Source organism: Mucilaginibacter sp. P4_A11 (assembly GCF_056402535.1).
The window spans coordinates 145,393-162,690 of the sequence record NZ_JBFUHE010000006.1; the positions used below are offsets into that span (position 1 = coordinate 145,393).

The window sequence follows — 17,298 nt, forward strand, 5'->3', positions numbered from 1 at the left end:
GATCCCAGTTGGTACCACAGCATAAAGGTCATTTTCATTCGAAAATGGCCTTTTTTACTTTAAAAAGGTGTTTTTTTTACGTTACTCTTCTATGTTCGCTTAATCAAGGGATTAGCAGTTAAAACAAATTCTTTGTTGAAACTAAGGCGTATTTAACATTCCTGTTTTTGTTCAGTCCTGTTAAAAACATTTCAATTTAATCTATCTTACTGAAATGATAAAACGGTTAAAGATTTCACCGGGTACTTTTTGTCATCAGCTGTCTAATTTGAATTCATCTATTTTGCGGTATAACGTGGCGGGGCTGATATTAAGCAGTTTCGCCGCCTGCGTTTTGTTATTTTTTGCGTAATGTAGTACCTTTTGGATATGAAGGCGTTCCACACTCGCTAAGTCGAAGGCGGAAATGGCACCGCCCAAATTTGTGGTTTGCTGCTGCATCTCCAACGGGAGATGATCTACATTCAATTCATCGCCCAGGCAAACGATCAACGATCTTTCGATCACGTTGCGTAATTCGCGGATATTGCCACGCCATTGCTGTCTCTGTAACCGCTCAACAAATGCGGTGGTCATACTTTTAATTTGCTGATAGGCATCCCTGGTAAACTTCTTGAAAAAGAAATCCGCCAGTTCGGGTATGTCTTCCTGCCGGTCACGCAGCGGGGGAAGGTTGATCGTAACCAGGTTCAGCCGGTAATACAGGTCCTGCCTGAACTTTCCCTGATTTATTTCCTGTTCTATATTACGATTGGTTGCCGCAATAATGCGGATATTTACCTTAACCTGCCGGGTATCGCCAACCTTAATAAACTCACTTGTTTCCAGTACCCTTAATATTTTTGCCTGCAGGTCTAAAGGCATTTCGCCGATCTCATCTAAAAATAAAGTGCCATCATTGGCTTCTTCTATCAGTCCTTTTTTGTCTTTTGTGGCACCGGTAAATGCACCTGCCTTGTGGCCAAAAAGCTCGCTTTCCAATAATTCTTTGCTGAAGGCACTGCAATTAAGGCCCAAAAAGGTTTGCGTTTTCCGTTTACTGGCAGTATGAATGGCCTGCGCAAATACCTCCTTACCGGTACCGGTTTCGCCTAATAGTAAGACGGGGGCATCCGTTGGGGATACCCTTTGTGCAAGCATCTTAGCCTGGGTAACGGCAACCGAATTACCAATGATAGCGTCAAAATTAACGTAGCGGGCAGTAGCCTCTTTTTCTAACTGGTTTACGCGCTTTTCCAGTTTTACTTTTTCAAGTGCCCGATAAAGCAAGGGTAAGATCCGCTGGTTATCGTTGGCCTTGGTCAGGTAATCGAATGCTCCGTTTTTGATGGCCTGCACACTATCCGGGATATTGCCGTATGCAGTAAGCATGATCACTTCGGCATAGGGCCGGATGCTTTTTATCTTGGTAACGAAATCTACGCCGTTGCCATCAGGGAGTTTTACATCACAAAGCACCAGGTCTATATTTTCGGTTTCAAGCAGCTTTAGGGCGGATTTAAAGTTTTCTGCTTCCACGATAACGAATCCTTCCAGTGAAAGTACCCTTTTTAATAACTGGCGCACATCGGTTTCATCTTCAATGATCAGGATCCGGGCGATGGCGGTATTTGTAGTGGTCATGATTAAGCGTTGATTAAAATATTAAAGCCGAAAGTGCTGCCTTCGCCAAAATTACTGATTATCCATATTTTACCCCCCTGGGCTTCAATAAACTCTTTGGATATGGATAAGCCGAGCCCCGTTCCGGATTTTTCATTGCTGCCAGGCACCTGGAAGTACTTCTCAAATACCCGGGATACATACTGTTCCTCAATACCCCTGCCATGATCTGTAACCGTAAATTGGAGGATTTCATTTTCACGGGTAGCCTTGATGATCACCGTGCTATCTTCGGGCGAGAATTTTATGGCATTATTCAGAAAGTTGATCAATACCCAAACCGTCTTTTCATCATCAAGGGTAACGGGCGGCAGCTCTTTACCGTACATTTCTTTTATGGTGATGTTTTTCTGTATAGCCTGTTGCTTCACCGCCTGAACTGCTTTCACAATAAGGTTTTCCGCAAGTGCCGGTTCCTTCTTGAGTTGAATCTGGCCGGTTTCTATCTGCGATAAATTAAGCAGTTCGCCGGTTATCTTCAATAAACGCTCTGTATTCTTATTGATGGTACCTAATATTTCGGCCTGGTCCTTATTTAAATCGCCGATACGTTTATCTTCCAGTAATTGCGTACTCATGGTTATGGCAAACAACGGTATTTTCAATTCGTGCGATATGGTTGCTATAAAATTGGTTTTTGCGGCATCGAGCTCTTTATAAGGCGTGATATTTCTCAGGATGACCACGCGCCCCCAGGTTATATCATCGGTTTGAATGGCGATAGATTCCTGCGCGAAGAAACTTTCTTTATTATCAAGATAGATCTTCAACTGTTTGCTGGTTTCATTTTGCAACACCGTTCGTAACAGGTCGTTTTGTATGGCTACATCAGCCGCGTACTTTCCTTCAATTTCACTTTCATTCAGATCAAACAGATTTTCGGCGGCCGAATTTAAAAACAGGATCTCGTTACGGTTATTGAAACCAATGATACCATCGTTCATTTTATTAATGATAGCTTCAACGCGCCTTTTTTCGGCCTTTATTTCGGCAAGGTTGCTGTGTTCATATTCGTCCAGCTTCTCAGCCATGCTGTTAAATGTTTTGGCCAGACTGCCAAACTCATCTTGTTGTTCCAGGTGTACCCGGGCACTGTAGTTTTTATTGGCAATCTCCAAAATACCGGCATTTAACTGCTTAACAGGCCTCGATATGATGGCCGGAAATTTTATAATGAATGAGAACGCGGCAAGGCTTAAAACAGTAACAATAGCGGTAAGCCATAATGTAGCTTGTCTGGCTGTCGCCACAGCCCTGGTGTTTTTATGAATAATAGCTATCTCGTTCACGTCATCTATTTTAAAGATAGCCTTATGCATTTCTTTGAATTGCGTAAATGCCGCGGGATCCTTTTTTAACTGCTCAAATAAAGCCCGAACCTGCGCTGTGGCCTGAAACTCGCCGGGTTCGGTTATATTATTTTCTTCCAGCCGGAGGTTTTTCTCAAATACGGCGATCTGGGTACTGTCCTGTTGGATTTGATCGAGCGCCTTGAGCATCTGGCCGCAGTACTCTACACTAATCTGGTTATCTTTCAATATCCTCCCGGCATCGTTGCTCAGTCGGTTTACAAAATAAATACCCAGGCCACCAAAGCTTATAATAACAATGAACAGGAATAGCAGCCCAAACATCAGTTTGGTTTTTATGGTGGTTACCTTCATGATAAAATAACTAAATCAATATCCATCTTTCCCAACGTCCTTAATAATTCGTTAAAGGTAGCAGTCTTCAGGATAATGCTCAACAAGGAAAGATGCGGCTTGCCCATGCAAAGGGTGGTGATCTGCTTATCGGCAGCGGCTTTAATAATGGCGCCCGCCACAACGCGGCTGGAGATGCGCACTACCTCTGCCCCCATTTGTGTAGCCAGCTTGAAATTATTGATCAGGTGCCTTTGGTCGGCCAAACCTATCCTGTCGGCCGATTCTTTGGGGGTTTGAATGTATAGTACAAACCATTTGGCATTGTAATAAGTTGCCAGCCGTGCTGTTTTACGGATGATGAGCTTGGCTGTTTCATTATTGGTACTGATACAGCACATCAGCCTTTCGCGACGTGACTGCATCAGACCAGGCACCTCACTCTGGATCTTTCGTTCAACCTGTGCAGCAACCTCTTTAAGCGCCAGCTCCCGCAACTGCAGGATCTTTTCGCCTTGGAAAAAATTTTGGAGCGCGTTGGCGATCTTGTCATTGGTGTATATTTTACCTTCTTTAAGTCGGGCGATTAACTCATCGGCTGTCAGATCGATGTTAACCACTTCATCTGCCAGGCCAAGCACGCTGTCGGGGATGCGTTCACTTACTTCAATTCCTGTAATTTCTTTAACTTCCTGGTTAAGGCTTTCAATATGCTGGATATTTACAGCTGTTATTACATTGATACCCGCATCCAGCAGCTCCGCAACATCCTGCCACCGTTTCTCATTTTTGCTCCCCTCTATGTTTGAATGCGCCAGTTCATCAACAATTACAATTTCTGGTCGCAACGTAAGGATAGCCTGCAAGTCCATTTCCTCCAGTTGCTTGCCGCGGTAAAATACCTGCCGCCGTGGTATTAAAGGAAGCCCGGCTATCAGCTCATGGGTTTCTTTGCGGTTATGTGTTTCGATGTACCCTATTTTTATATCGATACCGCTGCGGAGCAAAGCATGTGCTTCCTGCAGCATACGGAAAGTTTTGCCCACGCCGGCGCTCATGCCTATGTATATTTTGAATTTTCCACGTCTTGACCGTTGTATCAGGTCGAGGAAATGCTGTACATTGTTTTCCTGGTTATTTTCCATGATGTTCTTAAAAAAAGAAATTGCACCCCTGTTTACAGAGGTACAATCCGGGCTCAAAAGCCTTTTTAATTAGGAGGTTTAAAAGTTAAATGCCAATGCCGTTGTTAAAAAGAAATCGTTATCAACCGGCCGGTTCTGATGGTTGACAAATATGTTGTCCCGGCTGTTCAAACTCCTGGCTTCTATACGCCATAAAAGGTTATCAAGTATCCGGTAATCCAGGTTAGCCGAATATCCCCAGGTACGCAAACCTCCAGCGCCGGTGGCTACAATTACGCCATTAGGGTCATGATAATATTCTGCCCGTGCGGCAATGGCCACCTTTGAGGATGCAGCATACCGGATGATCAGATCTGGAGTATACCAGGTATAAAAGTGTGATGATCCTTTATCTTTTTGTTCGGCACCGAGATCGAAACCAAGCGTGGCCGACCATTTATCACTGAATTGAAAAGCACTGTAAAAATCATGAAAGTAACGCATCCTGCGCAGGCTATCGGGTTTATCGTTACCGATAAACGTGCTGCTGTTCAGCGTTATTTTGGCTGATGGTTTGAAGGTAACCTGTGTACCAAAGGCAGGTGTGGTATTACCATCTGGGCGTTGGATACGCTGCCAGCCATTGAGTACCATAGCGCTCAAATACCATTTGCCGCTGGGCGATGTATAGCCCAATTTTGCCCCCGTTTCAAAATATGGCGAATTTTCGGCAGCTATGCTACGACTTAGTGTGGGGTTATCTTTACCAATGGCGCTTTCCCAGCCAATGTGCGATGGCAGGATACCGGCATCAAACCATAGGTTATTTTTTGAGGATAGCCTGAAGCCGATATTAGCCTGGTAAATATTTTTCAGCACGCCGCTTTCGGCTGCATAATTCGAATTCATATAGGTACCGGCAGCGAGGGCAAAATTTGCGCGCACGCGATCTGTATTATAAGCCGCCTGTATCAGGCCAAGATTCAGGTTAAACTCATTGGCCCGGTTGAAATTATAAAGGAAGGCGGGAACCGTATTATTAACGGGGCGGTTAAAATCAAAATTATAATACGTTTCCAGGTAGCCGCTGATATTCAGGGGCGGCGTTTTAGTATCCTGGGCAAAAGCCGGCAGCGCGGCTGTCATCAATAGTGCTGCAAGTATCTTTTTCATTTATCGTTATCCTTATTTATTTTTCAATTCATCAAGTGCTACGTTCAGTTCAAGCACATTTACTTTTGGAGGGCCAAACAAGCCTAACAGTGGTGCCTGTATATGCTGGTCTACCAGTTTTTGTACGTCTTTAATGTCCATGCCCCGTACGCGGGCGATGCGGGCCGCCTGTATCCTGGCGCCATCGGGAGAAAGGTCGGGATCCAGCCCGCTGCCGGAAGCTGTCACCAGTTCGGCAGGTACCTGCACGCGGTTTACACCGGGATTGTGTTTTAAGAAAGTATCGATGCGTACCTGTACCTGTTTCAGGTAATCAGTGTTTGAAGGGCCTTTATTGGAACCGCCAGAACCGGCGGCATTATAATCGACTGCTGATGGGCGCGACCAGAAATACTCGTCCTTAATAAATTTTTGCCCTTCATTGGCATAGCCAACTACCCGGCCTTTGTAAGTAACGGTTTCGCCGTCACCCTTACCCGGAGTAAACTTACCAATTCCGGCTATGGCTAAGGGATACAGACCGGCTAACAACACTACGAGTATCAGGGTAAGCTTAATCGATGGCAATAAATATGTTTTCATTGTCTTAATTTTAAAAAGATGAGTTTTGGAAACGTGGGGCTTGTTACGGATGGTAATTAAAGCTTATCTGTCGCCCTAAATCCATACCCCACGTTCCCCGCTCATTTTGTTTTAGATGAATAATGCTACAACTATGTCAATCAGTTTAATACCGATGAACGGTATAATTATACCGCCCAAACCATAAATAAGCAGGTTGCGGCGCAACAGGGCGCTTGCACCTATCGGCTTATATTCCACACCACGCAAGGCCAGCGGTATCAGCAACGGGATAATGATGGCGTTAAAGATCACCGCCGAAAGTATGGCGCTCTGCGGGCTGTGCAGATCCATAATATTCAGGGCTTTTAGCGCAGGAATTGATACCATAAAAAGCGCCGGAACAATGGCGAAATATTTAGCTACATCGTTAGCAATACTGAAAGTAGTAAGCGTACCCCGGGTCATGAGTAATTGCTTGCCTATCTCAACGATCTCTATCAGCTTGGTGGGGTCATTATCCAGGTCAACCATGTTTCCGGCTTCCTTGGCAGCCTGGGTACCGCTGTTCATGGCTACGCCAACATCAGCCTGGGCCAGTGCGGGAGCATCATTTGTACCGTCGCCCATCATCGCTACCAGTTTGCCGCCCTGCTGTTCCATCTTGATATAGTTCATTTTATCTTCGGGCTTAGCCTCGGCAATAAAATCATCCACACCTGCTTTTTCGGCAATAAATTTGGCAGTAAGCGGATTATCGCCGGTAACCATTACAGTTTTTACCCCCATTTTGCGCAGGCGCTCAAAACGTTCGGTTATGCCCGGTTTGATGATATCCTGCAATTCAATAACACCCATGATACGCTCATTTTCTGAAACAACAAGCGGGGTACCGCCGTTCGATGCGATCTGCCTCACACGGTCTTCTATTTCTGGCTGTATTTTATTGCCAGCTTTTAAAGCCATATCGCGGATAGAGTCAAACGCGCCCTTGCGGATCCGTAAACCATCGGGAGTATCCAGGCCACTGGAGCGTGTTTCGGCCGTAAACTTGATGAATACTGAGTTTTGTGGTGCCGATATTACTGTTGTACCTGCACCCTGCGCAGCCAGCTCCACAATGGATTTACCTTCAGGCGTTTCGTCGGCAAGCGAACTTAATACGCAGGCTTTCACCAGTTCATGGTCGGCAACACCATTGGCCGGCCAAAAATTGGTGGCTTTCCGGTTACCTATGGTTATCGTACCTGTTTTGTCCAGTAACAGGGTATCCAGGTCACCCGCTGTTTCAACGGCCTTGCCCGATTTGGTGATTACGTTGGCCCGTAGCGCCCTGTCCATTCCCGCTATACCGATGGCAGATAAAAGCCCGCCGATGGTAGTTGGTATCAAACACACAAAAAGTGAAATAAACGCGGCGATAGTGATTGGCGTATTGGCGTAATCGCCAAAAGGTTTCAGCGTAATACAAACGATCACAAATATGAGCGTAAAGCTAGCCAGCAAAATAGTCAGTGCTATTTCATTGGGCGTTTTTTGACGCGAAGCGCCTTCAACCAGGGCAATCATCTTATCCAGGAAACTTTCGCCGGGCTGGGTGGTTACCTGTACGATGATCCTGTCTGAGAGCACCTTTGTACCACCTGTCACCGAGGATTTATCGCCGCCGGATTCGCGGATCACCGGTGCCGATTCACCTGTAATTGCCGATTCATCGATGGTTGCGATCCCTTCAATGATCTCGCCATCCGACGGGATATGGTCGCCCGTTTCGCATATAAAAACATCTCCTTTTTTTAGTTGAGACGACATGATGTGCTGCTCTTTACCATTCACCATCAAACGGGCTGGGGTTTCTTCACGTGTTTTGCGCAAGCTTTCTGCCTGAGCCTTACCCCTTGCCTCAGCAATTGCTTCGGCAAAGTTGGCAAACAGAACGGTAAGAAAAAGGATCAGAAATATGGTAAAGTTGTAGCCGAAACTACCCTGATCATGATTGGTGAGCGAGTAGATGCTCACCACCAACATAATGGCTGTACCGATCTCCACCGTAAACATCACCGGGTTGCGGAAAAGGATACGCGGATTAAGTTTTATAAAAGACTGGCCAAGCGCGTTTCTAACCTGGTCGCCCTGAAATAATGTATTTTGAGTTTTCATTTTATTTTAAAGAAAAATGTTCTGCAATTGGGCCAAGCGCCAATGACGGGAAAAAGGAAAGCGCGGCAACGATCACTATCACAGCAAAAACCATAAGGCCAAAGGTGCCAGTATCGCTCTTTAAAGTACCTGCCGATTCGGGGATATATTTCTTTTTAGCAAGCAATCCCGCTATAGCTACAGGCCCGATAATAGGCAAAAACCGCCCGAGGATAAGCACAAAGCCCGCACTCACATTCCAGAAGATATTGTTGTCTCCAAGTCCCTCAAAACCGGATCCGTTATTAGCTGCGCAGGATGTATATTGGTAAAGCATCTCCGAAAAGCCATGAAAACCGGGGTTATTGAGCCATGCAGATGGCTTGACGGCCCAATTAGCATCAGGCATGTGCACAAGTACGTAACAGGATATGGCCGTACCCACCAGGATGATGAACGGGTGCAGCAGCGCGATAATGGAGGCGATCTTCATTTCCCGCGCTTCTATCTTTCGCCCGAAAAATTCTGGTGTCCGCCCTACCATCAGCCCCGAAATAAACACGGCGATAATGATAAAAATATAGAAGTTGAGGATACCTACCCCACAGCCACCGTAAAAGCAGTTGATCATCATTCCCATCATCATCATAAAACCAGATACAGGCATGGCGCTGTCATGCATAGAGTTGATGGAGCCGGTAGAGATGATAGTGGTCATGATACTCCAGTAACCCGTTGCAGCCGGGCCGAAGCGCACTTCCTTACCTTCCATCGCCCCGGTAGCCTGGCTGATACCCAATTTAGTTATCGCGGGGTTTCCGCCCATCTCGGCCTGCATGGTGGGGATCAGTAAAAGCAGCATACCAAGCGTCATCACACCAAAAATCACATAGGCAAACTTCTTTTTATTGAGATAAAAGCCCAGCGCAAATATCAAAGCTACGGGGATGATCACCTGTGCCGCTATCTCCACGATATTGGTAAGGTAATTGGGGTTTTCCAACGGGTGGGCCGAATTCGCACCAAACCAGCCTCCGCCGTTGGTTCCCAAATGTTTAATAGCTATCATGGCAGCAGCAGGCCCGCGTGATACGTGAATAGTATCACCCTGCAAGCCTATAAGCGTATCTTTTCCTTTGTAGCTTGTCGGCGTACCGTTGAAAGCCAGGATAATCGCCATCACTACCGATAAAGGTAAAAGGATACGGGTAATGGATTTAACAAAGAAATCCCAGAAGTTGCCCAACTTGTCGGTCACCTGATCACGGAATGCTTTAAACAGGATAAATAACGCGGCGATCCCTGTAGCTGCCGACACAAACTGCAGGAACATGATCACAAAATGCTGTGTAAAATATGTAGCACCTGTTTCGCCCGAATAATCTTGCAGGTTGCAGTTTACCAGGAAGCTGATGGCCGAATTAAAGGCCAGATCAGGGGTTTGGCTGGGGTTACCGTCGGGATTAAGCGGCAGGTGTCCTTGAAACAGGAATGCAAAAAAGGCATAAAATAACCATAACGCGTTAATGGTAAGCAACGCGATGAGGTGTTGTTTCCAATTCATTTCCCTCCTGGGGTCAATGCCGGAAAAACGGAAAACCAATCGCTCAAGGGGGGCCATAAAATCCGACCACGTTTTATCGCCCCTGAACATTCGGGCTATATAGATGCCAAAGGGGATGGCAATAACGAGGGTAATCAGATAACTAAAAATTACCCCCAGGATCTCAGTATTCATATTGAATTAAAATTTTTCGGGTTTAAGCAGTACATAAACCATGTATACAAACACGGCTACGGATACAAGAAATAATGCAAACATGATTTTCAGATGTTTTCAAAATAGTTAACAGATTTAAAGAAAAGCCAGAAGCAAAAGAGCCCGGCCGCTACAAGCATAAGTGTGAGCATAGTTATAAGATTAATGATGCAGGTATTTAATTTTCAGGTATAAGGCATATACCAGTGCAGCCGCAATAAGCCAGGCTGTGATGATGACAAGAATGTCTTTGACGGTGTACCTGCGTTTATCGTTCGGCATTACCCCAGGTGGTGTCATGAATGGTTTGGACATAATTTTTAATGTTGTTTGACCGGGCATGCCAAAACAAAAGCCAAACTGAACCTAATTTAAATCATTTAACCACATCACTGTTTCACAACCACTTACACACATACCAGAACGATATTATAAAAAGCAGAACACAATAAAACTGACTTAAAATGAGAGAGTGTTTCAATATTGGTTACTGGGTTTCAAGCGGCAGATGGCCATTTAGCAAGTTTGGGGACAGTACTTTACGCCAGGCAAAAGGATACCCACACATTGGAGAATCAAATAAAATGTTATAATAAAGGGTGCTATACAATTATTTACCTAATTTGAACCATTTCAATTTAGGTTCAGATATCCCGGTATTTTCAAATCATGAAAGAAATGGTTTGTTACAACTAAAATCTGCACTACATAAAAAAAGCTTCTTAGTTAAAACTAAGAAGCTTTTTTTATGCCTTTAAACTGCTATCAGGGGTTAAAAATACATAATAAAAAGCAGCCTTTAAGGCTGCTTTTTATTAACCGTCCATTCAGCCATCTGGAGATCACGACTGCCATTATTGGTTTTAATGCTTATCCTATAAAATTTATAAGCTACATTATTGTTAAAATGATATAAAATCCGTTGAAATCGGTTGGCAAAAACTTCGTTGTTTTTGCTGTGCAGGTTTATCCAGCGTATTCCATCTTCAGAGCCCTGAAGTATCCATCCTTTCGGATCACGATCAGGCGAGTCATTTGCAGATGTCATGGTATAAGCTCCCGCAACAGCAGGGGTTTTAAGTTCATATTTCATTACGAGGTCTCCGGAGAACCCCGATTGGAAAAATTTGGTATTCGGATCACCGTCAACCACTTTTAGTGAACCTTCGCCTGAATTTGGGCCGCCGCCATTATCACGTGATACGGTAAATGTACCACCTATCGTAGCAAAATAGCTTTCACCAACCTTGCTTCTGTCAAAGTTAGGATCGGCAACGTTCAATATTATTTCCCGGGCAGCCGAATATCCCTGCGAATTTCTGGCCGTTAATGTTACATGGTATAAACCATCAAAAGCATACCTGTGCTTGGGCGCCTTTTCTGTAGATGTGCTATCATCGCCAAACTGCCACAGGATATCTTTGTAGTTGACGGCTGTACTGCTGAACTGATAGCTTAAAAAATCAACACTATCTGTTCGCGCCGCCGTAAAACCAACTACAGGTTTTGGCTCGTCCGGTTGAGGCTGCGGCACCGGCTTATCTTTTTTACACCCGGCAAACAACATAGCTGCTGTTGAAAATACCGATATAATATGCAAAATCTTTTTCATGTCCTTATTTTTCATTGATCTGTTTTGGCTTAGGGGGCCGGAAATAATTGGCTTTGCGGTATTATCCTTCTGCCATTGATGCTGGCCGATGGTACTTCAAAAGTTAACCGGGCGCGTTGGCCACCTACGTTTTCGCGATGATCAGCTTCTATTTTATAGCGTTTCCCGCGCTCTAAGAATATTTTGGCTGTACGACTGTCCTTGTCCCACTCGGTGGTGAAATCATTAATAATGGCCTTGCCGTCAATATATAATCTTGATCCGTCGTCCCATTCATTCTGCCAGAATACATACTCGCCCCGAACGGGCGCAAGAAACTCGCCAGTCCACCTGGTGGAGAAATTATCATGACTTATAGTTGGTATCGCGGCCTGCCAAACGCCATCGTTGGGCCAATCAATAGTGGGTTCTATTTGTACAAGATCGGGTTTTCTGCCGTCAAAATCAAGTAGTTGATTATTTGAAAAGTACTCTGCTTTTAAACCTGTTCCGTTACCGGTTATGTATGAATTGTTATCAAGGTTAACCTCTGGCTGTACTAAAACGATCAGCTTGCTGGTTGTTGGATGCAAGATGTGTTTTGTTGGATTGACCAAACTCACCACAAAGCCAAAACGTTTATTGGCAGCTATGTTTGCATCAAAAACAGGCCAGCCTATTGATAAGCGTATCTGTGCTGTACTGGCATTAGAATTTACCCTGATCAGGGTATCAATGTCAAACTGATCGGGATTAAGCGCGATGGTGTTCGCTGGCAATACTTTTTTGCTTACCAAATCGGCTATCGTATCCATATTCAATTTCACATTAACATTAAATGCGCCGGCCGGTACTCCTGCCAGGTTTATAGTTATCGGAATTGTTATACCTGCCGGCGATGTAGTATAGTTTTTTTGATAGTCAACATTCATAATGCCGCCGCCATTCAAAAGCGACAGGTAATGAATGTTACTTTCTTTTATAAGCTTTTTGGTATCAAGTACCACCAGGATATTTGATTGCGATCCTTTAATCTGGTTCCCTTTGCCCGGATCAGTAAGTTTAAATGCAAAAGCAACGTTTTTGCCATAATTAGCTTCCAGGGTTGATAGCCTGACACTGGCAACTGAGGTTGCTGTATCTGCCCCGAATAATACATTGATCACACCGGCGTAATCAATTGCCCCCGCAGGCAATATCACTGTATTTTTAAGGGTTCCATTAGCAATCAGTTTGGTTACAGTATCATTATTAAGTGTAATACCTACCTGAAATGCTTTAGTTGCCGGGCCCGACAAGGATATTTTAAACGGCACTTTAACTATTTCGTTACCGGCGGTTATACCGTCAGTATTTGCCCCCGCGCCGGAAATATTTCTGTCTGTGTTTTGAATTGGCTTCAAATCATCAAGATTATTTTGCCTGCAGGCTCCTGCTATCAGAATGATTAATCCGATAAACAAAACATATCTGTATTTTTTCATCATCAAATAATTTAGTTTGTAATAGTTAACTTTTACTGATCGAGCCAAACGCGGCCATCAAGCCCCCAGGCCTGCCTGTTAGGTATTCTAAACCAGTTTATTATTTGTGCAGGGATATCTGCCGTTTGCGGAACGAACATGGCAAGCGCCCCTGCCGGCGGCGGGCAGATCAGATCATTAAAATCTTCCCATTGGTAATTGCCTTTTAATTGAAAATCGCGGGCCTGCGGACCGATATCCCTGATCTTATCGCCCTGGCCATCTGTACCCGGCCAGTAGGCGGCTAAGAAAGTATAGTAGGGGTGACTTTCGCTAATGGATGTTTCGCAGGCATAATTTCCGATCACAGCGTCGGGCACGTCAACCTTGAAAAATCTGATATCGGTTACGTACACATCAGGTGTACCGTGCCCGTTACCTTTCAAGTAACCTAATTTCAGCGGGCTGTGGTTGGCGAGACTACCCGATTCGGTTATTTCCAATTCATTGTTAAAAACTCCGTTGGTGTAGGTTCTGATATATCGCTTGCCCGCACGTATTTCGCATTTAACAGAAAGGTTTTGCCATAGCCCCTTTTGCAGGTCGCCGCCACGGCATTGGTGATAATCGCCATCCTTGGTGCCACGATATTCAAAGTACCAGTAAGCATCTTCCAGGTAAATTACCCAACCAACTCCCGGATGGCCTGACGACCACTCTGGTCGCTTACCTAAAATGCTTGGCCAAAAGAATTTGTCCTCATTCTTTTTAACCTTTAGTTCAATGGTAAACTTGGTAGTATCATCAATGTTAAAAATATCAGCAGTATCAATCTCTGCTCTTATGCCCGTATCCTTCAAACGCACGGTACGCCCCAAATACCTGTTGCCGGTAAAAGGTTTACCTATTACCCTTTGCTTATATTTTGGATTATAATAAATAGTAAATGTATTGGCAGCAGTGTTGCTGAAAACTGTATTATCATTCTCGTTAGCCGGGATATTAAACTTTCCACCGCCGCTCGACGCAATCACCACCAGCCAATCCTCATTGGCATAATTTTTCCTCTTTTTCAGGGCACTAACTATTTCGCCTACATATCCGTCAAATTTTTCAATAGAGGCTTTATACTGCGATGATGAATTATCATAGCCATATTTGGCGCCGGCTTCCTTGATATCATCAAAATGACCGAGTATCAATTGTGCTGTGTCTGTATTCAGGCTATTAACTACAGCAGTTTTGATCTGCTCATCGGTACTAAATAATTCGCTTGTTGTAGCACCCTGTGTTAACTTATTTTTTAAAACAGCCGAAGACGAAAAAGAAACGATTTTTGCATTGGGCTTCTCTTCTTTTATCCTTTCAAAAAACACGGGATAGGTTGCCAGGTTGTTCCCGGCAAAATCATCCGACAATACCTTGTGCTTTTCTTTCTTTACACCGGTTAACATATTGGCCCAATTACTTACATCCCGGGTTGAATCCGGATCGCTCAAGGCAACCCAGCTATAAATTGAGCTGGGAAGTATTGCTTTAATATTGGGGACATTGGCGCTGTTTACAGATGAGCCCCTCGCTCCGTCAACGATCAGGTACAAAACCTTGCGTTCACCAAACGATGCTTTGGCGGTATCTGTATAATTTTTATCGGGCAGGGTACGCACAAAATCTTTATTACAAGATATTGTTGCGACGGCCAATGCACAAATAATTGAAAAAATGATCTGTTTATATTTTTTCCTGTTCTGCATTTCTTTATAAATTATAGGTTCTCTTAAAATTTATTCGATGGTTATGCGTATGATATTGCTAACCTGGATATTATCAAAGCGATTAAAACCGCCTATCAGCAATAATGCCCGTTTACCATCAGTCGATTTGGTTTCAACGATATCAGACAAGAAACCTGAAAAAGGGCCGGTGGTATTGTAATTCCCGGCAAGTTCACCCTTGTTGTTTAATACCATGAAACCATTGCGGGTTACATTGTTATATTTTTTAAAGCTACCGCTAACTACTATTAAACCATCATTAAGCTGGCGGGCAAAACCCGGGTATCCCCCTTCAAATGTCTTTGCCGCAAAGGTTTGATCAAGCGTACCATCCAGGTTAACCAGCGCCATGCTTATGGCCGGTTTGCCATCGTATGTTCTGAAAATGCCTGTTATCAAATATTTTTTTGTTACCGGATTGTATGTTAAGGACGAGATACTGTTATCGGTACCTGTACCGGTTTTAAATGAGTCGTCAATAATTCCGTTGGCACTTAAGCGAACCAGCCGACCTGCGGCCTTGGAGTCAAACGTGGTAAAGCTTCCAAACAACACCAGTTTTTCCAGCTGATCAGCGTCGGTATGCATGTACGAGTCAACAGGACCGTTTGCAGAAGGCAGGCCTTTATTGGTTGCTATGTTAAAGCGATACGCTTTGTCCAGTGAGCCATCCAGGTTAAAGCGTGCCACCTGCCGTATCTCTGTACTATCCAGTATCACGGTGTCACGCGTAAAATCATGATTATGCTCAGTATAAACCCGTTTTACATAGTATCTGAAACTTCCTGTTGCCAGTATTTTGTTCTGATGTTTGTATATTTTAGATATATACTCGTTAGTGCCACCGTTAAACCGCGGAAAATACTTGGTTGTATCTGTTTGCGACGGACGCCTGTAAGTTTTTATACCAACGGTATCAATACTGCCGTCAACATTTAAAGTGGTGATATTGCTGATATTCTCAGTACGTTGATTGTAGCCGCTGAAGCCCCCGGCGATAACGTATTTTCCGCCAAGCTCAATAACCCTTGATAATGAGCCGTTTGCTGCCTTACCTGTTCTGAAAGTACGGTCAAACTCGCCATCGGCCGATGTTCTCACGATCCGGTTAAGTGGCGTAATGATACCTTTATTATCATAATTGGTAAACCATCCCAGTACCAGGTTTCTTCCGTCAGCAAGTGGATACACCTGGTTTACAGAGTTATTCGCTCCTGCTGTAGCCCTGAAAGACGGATCAATATTAATTAATCCGGACACCTTAAACAGAGGTCCGAGCACCAACTGATCATCAATAGCGATTGATGTAATACCTGTGCTGCCAAATGCCGGTACCTTCACCTTAATACTTGACTCCGTTACTTCGGTAACCTGACCGGCTTCGCCGTTAAACATAAACTTTATTTTATCCTTATAAGGGATCAGCCCGGTGGCTTTAAATGTTACTTCGGTGCCCACCACCCCAACTGCCGGTGCAGGTACAGCATCACGGCTTAGGGTAACGCCTAACAGCGGCTTTCCATCCTCATAAGGGTCGGAGTAAATTGCTTTATCCTTTTTGCAAGCCTCCATTGTTAGTAGAAGCAGGATAAATGTGATGATATGGTTAATTCTTCTCATATTTCAATTGATTACCATTGAAAGAATATTGTTAATAATGTTTTACTCAGAATGGTGAAGGCCCGCGAAGTATATTTCCTGATAAAAGTCGTCCTGACTAAATCCGAAGTATGCCTCATTATACTGTAGGGTATGCACTACTCCGTTCTTAGGTTTTATATCTGAAGAGGAGACTTTATTACGAAAAACCGCGTTTTGCGCGTTGTTAATGTCGTAGATATAACTGATTTGCAGTGTACGCGGGCCAATATATTTGATATTATTGGCATCTCCATATATTACGCCAATGTTTACCACGTCACCACTGTAAGAATAATAAAGCGCTCCCGGATACTGATTTTGCAGGTTAATATCTATTTGCGGATAATCTTTAAGTCGGTTAATGCCTTTGAACATATACCGTTGCAGGTATTTTCTCCATATCGCAGAATCAATATCCGACAGCTTTTTCACGGTATCGCGACCTTCAAAAAACAAAAATTGATTTAAAGATCCTCTTGTTTTAATGGTACCTATGGTTCTTTTTATAACATCATCGTCCGGTGCAAAAAAAGTAAAATCAGTTTTGCGGAATGTATCTTCCATGCCGGCCAGTTTTACGATCTGGGCAATGGTATCAAACGGCACTGCTTTATCCTGCAAATATTGAAACATATCGGCAGGGTAATCGGCTTGGGCTTTGCCTCCGTCTTTATAGTACTCATCGCGTTTACAGCCGGCAAGCACCAGTAAAAACCCGGCAAAAACAATAATTATATTTTTCATATTTCTTATTATTACTTTTTAGG

The 17,298-nt window shown here is 44.1% G+C and carries 14 protein-coding genes; all 14 read right to left on the bottom strand.

Translation table 11 applies throughout. The annotated features are described in order from the left end of the window. Positions 1-255 precede the first annotated feature (255 nt). Positions 256-1,623, bottom strand: coding sequence for a sigma-54-dependent transcriptional regulator (locus tag AC1DUD_RS13640; RefSeq protein WP_477375226.1), 1,368 nt, complete (start codon positions 1,621-1,623; stop codon positions 256-258). A gap of 2 nt (positions 1,624-1,625) precedes the next feature. Then, complete coding sequence (locus tag AC1DUD_RS13645; protein ID WP_477375227.1) at positions 1,626-3,326, bottom strand: sensor histidine kinase; 1,701 nt, start codon at positions 3,324-3,326, stop codon at positions 1,626-1,628. Beyond that, positions 3,323-4,450, bottom strand: a complete 1,128-nt coding sequence (locus AC1DUD_RS13650; protein WP_477375228.1) for a sensor protein KdpD — start codon at positions 4,448-4,450, stop codon at positions 3,323-3,325. The genes AC1DUD_RS13645 and AC1DUD_RS13650 overlap by 4 nt, the downstream gene beginning before the upstream one ends. 78 nt (positions 4,451-4,528) lie before the next feature. Next, a complete protein-coding gene (locus AC1DUD_RS13655) occupies positions 4,529-5,602 on the bottom strand; it encodes a porin (RefSeq protein ID WP_477375229.1) in 1,074 nt (357 codons plus the stop codon). A gap of 12 nt (positions 5,603-5,614) precedes the next feature. After that, the gene (locus tag AC1DUD_RS13660; protein WP_477375230.1) at positions 5,615-6,184 is read right to left on the bottom strand and encodes a K(+)-transporting ATPase subunit C; all 570 of its coding nucleotides are present in this window, start codon (positions 6,182-6,184) and stop codon (positions 5,615-5,617) included. Between the two features lie 111 nt (positions 6,185-6,295). After that, entirely contained in the window at positions 6,296-8,323 is a 2,028-nt protein-coding gene (gene kdpB, locus AC1DUD_RS13665; RefSeq protein WP_477375231.1) for a potassium-transporting ATPase subunit KdpB, read from the bottom strand. Between the two features lies 1 nt (position 8,324). Continuing rightward, complete coding sequence (gene kdpA / locus AC1DUD_RS13670; protein ID WP_477375232.1) at positions 8,325-10,040, bottom strand: potassium-transporting ATPase subunit KdpA; 1,716 nt, start codon at positions 10,038-10,040, stop codon at positions 8,325-8,327. A 6-nt stretch (positions 10,041-10,046) separates the two neighbouring features. Continuing rightward, positions 10,047-10,124 carry a K(+)-transporting ATPase subunit F gene (gene kdpF, locus AC1DUD_RS13675; protein WP_477375615.1) on the bottom strand — a complete coding sequence of 26 codons (78 nt, stop codon included), beginning with the start codon at positions 10,122-10,124 and terminating at the stop codon, positions 10,047-10,049. 99 nt (positions 10,125-10,223) lie between these two features. Beyond that, positions 10,224-10,376, bottom strand: coding sequence for a hypothetical protein (locus AC1DUD_RS13680; protein ID WP_477375233.1), 153 nt, complete (start codon positions 10,374-10,376; stop codon positions 10,224-10,226). Between the two features lie 484 nt (positions 10,377-10,860). Continuing rightward, on the bottom strand, positions 10,861-11,673 hold the full coding sequence (locus AC1DUD_RS13685; RefSeq protein WP_477375234.1) for a PKD domain-containing protein: 813 nt from the start codon (positions 11,671-11,673) through the stop codon (positions 10,861-10,863). A 29-nt stretch (positions 11,674-11,702) separates the two neighbouring features. Next, complete coding sequence (locus AC1DUD_RS13690; RefSeq protein ID WP_477375235.1) at positions 11,703-13,136, bottom strand: PA14 domain-containing protein; 1,434 nt, start codon at positions 13,134-13,136, stop codon at positions 11,703-11,705. Between the two features lie 32 nt (positions 13,137-13,168). After that, positions 13,169-14,869 carry an alkaline phosphatase family protein gene (locus tag AC1DUD_RS13695; RefSeq protein ID WP_477375236.1) on the bottom strand — a complete coding sequence of 567 codons (1,701 nt, stop codon included), beginning with the start codon at positions 14,867-14,869 and terminating at the stop codon, positions 13,169-13,171. A gap of 30 nt (positions 14,870-14,899) precedes the next feature. Then, positions 14,900-16,510, bottom strand: coding sequence for a DUF5008 domain-containing protein (locus tag AC1DUD_RS13700; protein WP_477375237.1), 1,611 nt, complete (start codon positions 16,508-16,510; stop codon positions 14,900-14,902). Positions 16,511-16,552: 42 nt separating this feature from the next. After that, positions 16,553-17,275: a hypothetical protein gene (locus tag AC1DUD_RS13705; RefSeq protein WP_477375238.1), complete on the bottom strand. Its 723-nt coding sequence runs from the start codon at positions 17,273-17,275 to the stop codon at positions 16,553-16,555. Positions 17,276-17,298: the final 23 nt, after the last annotated feature.

What these genes read in the sequence shown, in the direction of transcription:
- AC1DUD_RS13640 (WP_477375226.1), bottom strand. Translation starts at nt 1,623, where the DNA reads ATGACCACTACAAATACCGCCATCGCCCGGATCCTGATCATTGAAGAT.
- AC1DUD_RS13645 (WP_477375227.1), bottom strand. Translation starts at nt 3,326, where the DNA reads ATGAAGGTAACCACCATAAAAACCAAACTGATGTTTGGGCTGCTATTC.
- AC1DUD_RS13650 (WP_477375228.1), bottom strand. Translation starts at nt 4,450, where the DNA reads ATGGAAAATAACCAGGAAAACAATGTACAGCATTTCCTCGACCTGATA.
- AC1DUD_RS13655 (WP_477375229.1), bottom strand. Translation starts at nt 5,602, where the DNA reads ATGAAAAAGATACTTGCAGCACTATTGATGACAGCCGCGCTGCCGGCT.
- AC1DUD_RS13660 (WP_477375230.1), bottom strand. Translation starts at nt 6,184, where the DNA reads ATGAAAACATATTTATTGCCATCGATTAAGCTTACCCTGATACTCGTA.
- kdpB (WP_477375231.1), bottom strand. Translation starts at nt 8,323, where the DNA reads ATGAAAACTCAAAATACATTATTTCAGGGCGACCAGGTTAGAAACGCG.
- kdpA (WP_477375232.1), bottom strand. Translation starts at nt 10,040, where the DNA reads ATGAATACTGAGATCCTGGGGGTAATTTTTAGTTATCTGATTACCCTC.
- kdpF (WP_477375615.1), bottom strand. Translation starts at nt 10,124, where the DNA reads ATGTTTGCATTATTTCTTGTATCCGTAGCCGTGTTTGTATACATGGTT.
- AC1DUD_RS13680 (WP_477375233.1), bottom strand. Translation starts at nt 10,376, where the DNA reads ATGTCCAAACCATTCATGACACCACCTGGGGTAATGCCGAACGATAAA.
- AC1DUD_RS13685 (WP_477375234.1), bottom strand. Translation starts at nt 11,673, where the DNA reads ATGAAAAAGATTTTGCATATTATATCGGTATTTTCAACAGCAGCTATG.
- AC1DUD_RS13690 (WP_477375235.1), bottom strand. Translation starts at nt 13,136, where the DNA reads ATGAAAAAATACAGATATGTTTTGTTTATCGGATTAATCATTCTGATA.
- AC1DUD_RS13695 (WP_477375236.1), bottom strand. Translation starts at nt 14,869, where the DNA reads ATGCAGAACAGGAAAAAATATAAACAGATCATTTTTTCAATTATTTGT.
- AC1DUD_RS13700 (WP_477375237.1), bottom strand. Translation starts at nt 16,510, where the DNA reads ATGAGAAGAATTAACCATATCATCACATTTATCCTGCTTCTACTAACA.
- AC1DUD_RS13705 (WP_477375238.1), bottom strand. Translation starts at nt 17,275, where the DNA reads ATGAAAAATATAATTATTGTTTTTGCCGGGTTTTTACTGGTGCTTGCC.